General features: G+C 61.4%; 1 protein-coding gene. It reads left to right on the top strand.

The features are described from left to right. A partial coding sequence (locus tag EYB28_RS19920) for an RHS repeat-associated core domain-containing protein (RefSeq protein ID WP_166853044.1) occupies positions 1–1458 on the top strand: 1458 nt, incomplete at its 5' end. Between the last annotated feature and the right edge of the window lie 599 nt (positions 1459–2057).

Here is a 2057-nt window from a genome sequence, read left to right as displayed (position 1 = left end):
GACCCCTACCTCCAGCCCGCTACCCCGCCCGGGCTACTCCCCACCGGATCGGCGAAGAGCCAGGTAACGGGTTCTGGTGGTGCGTCGGGCGAGGTGTCGTCGTTCGGGTATGACGCGGCGGGGAACATGACGTCGCGTGATGTGGCGGGCGAGCCTGCGCAGAGCTTGTCGTGGGATCCTGAGGGTGAGCTGACGAGGGTTGCCGAGGGGTCGCAGACGGTGGGTGAGTACACGTATACGCCTGATGGTGATCGGCTGCTGCGCACGGAGGGTGGCAGGACGACGTTGTACCTGCCGGGTGGTACGGAGCTGACGGCGGATGGTTCGTCGACCTCGGCGGTGCGGTACTACCAGTTCGGGGGCCGGACGGTGGCTGCGCGGACTGGCCGGGGTTCGTCGGGGACGTCGACGGTGGTGGCTGATCATCAGGGCACGGGTGTGGTGCAGGTGGATCAGTCGTCGAACACGCTGTCGCGCCGGTATTCGGATCCGTACGGCGGTACACGCAAGGGTGGGGCATGGACCGGGGATCACGGGTTCTTGGACAAGCCCACCGATTCGACTGGTCTGGTGCATGTGGGTGCTCGGTATTACGACCCGGCGTTGGGGCGGTTCATCAGTGTGGATCCGGTGATGGATCTGTCGGATCCACAGCAGTGGAACGCGTACTCGTATTCGAACAATAATCCGGTGACGTGGTCGGACCCGTCGGGGGAGCTGCCGATTGGTGCGGGGCATGTGGGGTACAACCCGCACGACAAGACGGACAAGCGTAAGTACGACCGGTGCTCGCATGCGATCTCGTGTGAGAAGGACGTGCGCCGGGGCGGGAAGATCGTGCGGGTTCGGGAGAACTACACCGATCATGCGGTGGACTTCTTCAGCAAGTCGAAGAACAAGACGACGAAGTACACTGTGAACAAGGCGCATAGCCAGGACGGTGCACGTGCCGCCGCAAAGGCGGCAGCGGCCAGCGCTGAGGCAGCGAAGGCCGCGGAAAAGGCGGCGAGGGAGGCCGAGAAGAAGGCCGCCGATCAAGCGCAGAGCCGATCGCTATTTGGGAAAGCCTGGGATGGATTCATAGGCTGGGCGTCCAGCAGTGCAGGTGCGAAAGCAAGCACATGGCTGAGCGCGATCTCACTTGCTGCGGGTGCGCTATCTTTCGTTCCGGGCTTGGGAATCGCATTAGGGGTGGTATCTGTGGCAACGGGATTCGCGTCGGCGGCCATTGATTGCGCTGGTGGAGGGCTGGATGTCAGTTGTGGGGTAGGGCTTCTTGGTGCAAGTTTCGGCGCGTTTGGGTTCGCGGCGCGTGGGGTTTCAAAGTTCGTCCAGCCGATAGCGAAGAGTGAAATCAATAATGCTGACATAACCTCGTTCGGATTGTCCGCCCCGCTGGCTGTTGTGGGATTTGCTGGGAGCGCGCTTGATCGAAGGAGCCGTGTTCCAGGGTGGTGAGCGAGTGGGTTCCTGGCGAACGACGTGACATGCTGAGCGGCCGCCCCGGAATTGTTTGGGGCAGATGGATGCTAGGTTGCGCATTGGCAGTGCCGGTCCTAGCTGTTCTTCTTGCCGTCGGCATGGGAGTCTCCGGGCGAGGCTACGGGGAGTCATATGTATTGTTCGCGGGAATGGCGATTCTTGGCGCAGATGTGCTGGCGCTCGTTGTGTTTCAAATCCTAGCGAGCGTTAAACTACGTGCCGAACACAGAAGCGGGTACACTACCGCGCGGGACGAGGTTGATTTCGACGAGGTTGACTATAGGAGTGGTTACGTAATACGGCGAGCAGGGGAGCCGTTGTTGTCGCGTGAACAACGTGAATTCCGCGCCCACGCCATCTGCACCCTGGAGGGTAAGTCCAGTTGATTATTGCGCCCTTTGGTCGAATGATGTGTCGCGACGAGGTTCTCTACTGTTGGCTCGTCAGTTGTCGTATCGTGCGCCGCTAGTGACAGTTTCGATAATCCTGGCGCAAGTTCTCGGTAGGTGTATGTGGCTCTTCGCCGATCCGGTGGGGAGTAGCCCGGGCGGGGTAGCGGGCTGGAGGTAGGGGTC

This window comes from Isoptericola sp. BMS4, assembly GCF_011634835.1.
In the GTDB taxonomy this organism is placed as follows: Bacteria; Actinomycetota; Actinomycetes; order Actinomycetales; family Cellulomonadaceae; genus Isoptericola.
Note: the sequence above shows the minus strand (reverse complement) of the source record. Positions and strands in the feature narration are given on the sequence as shown.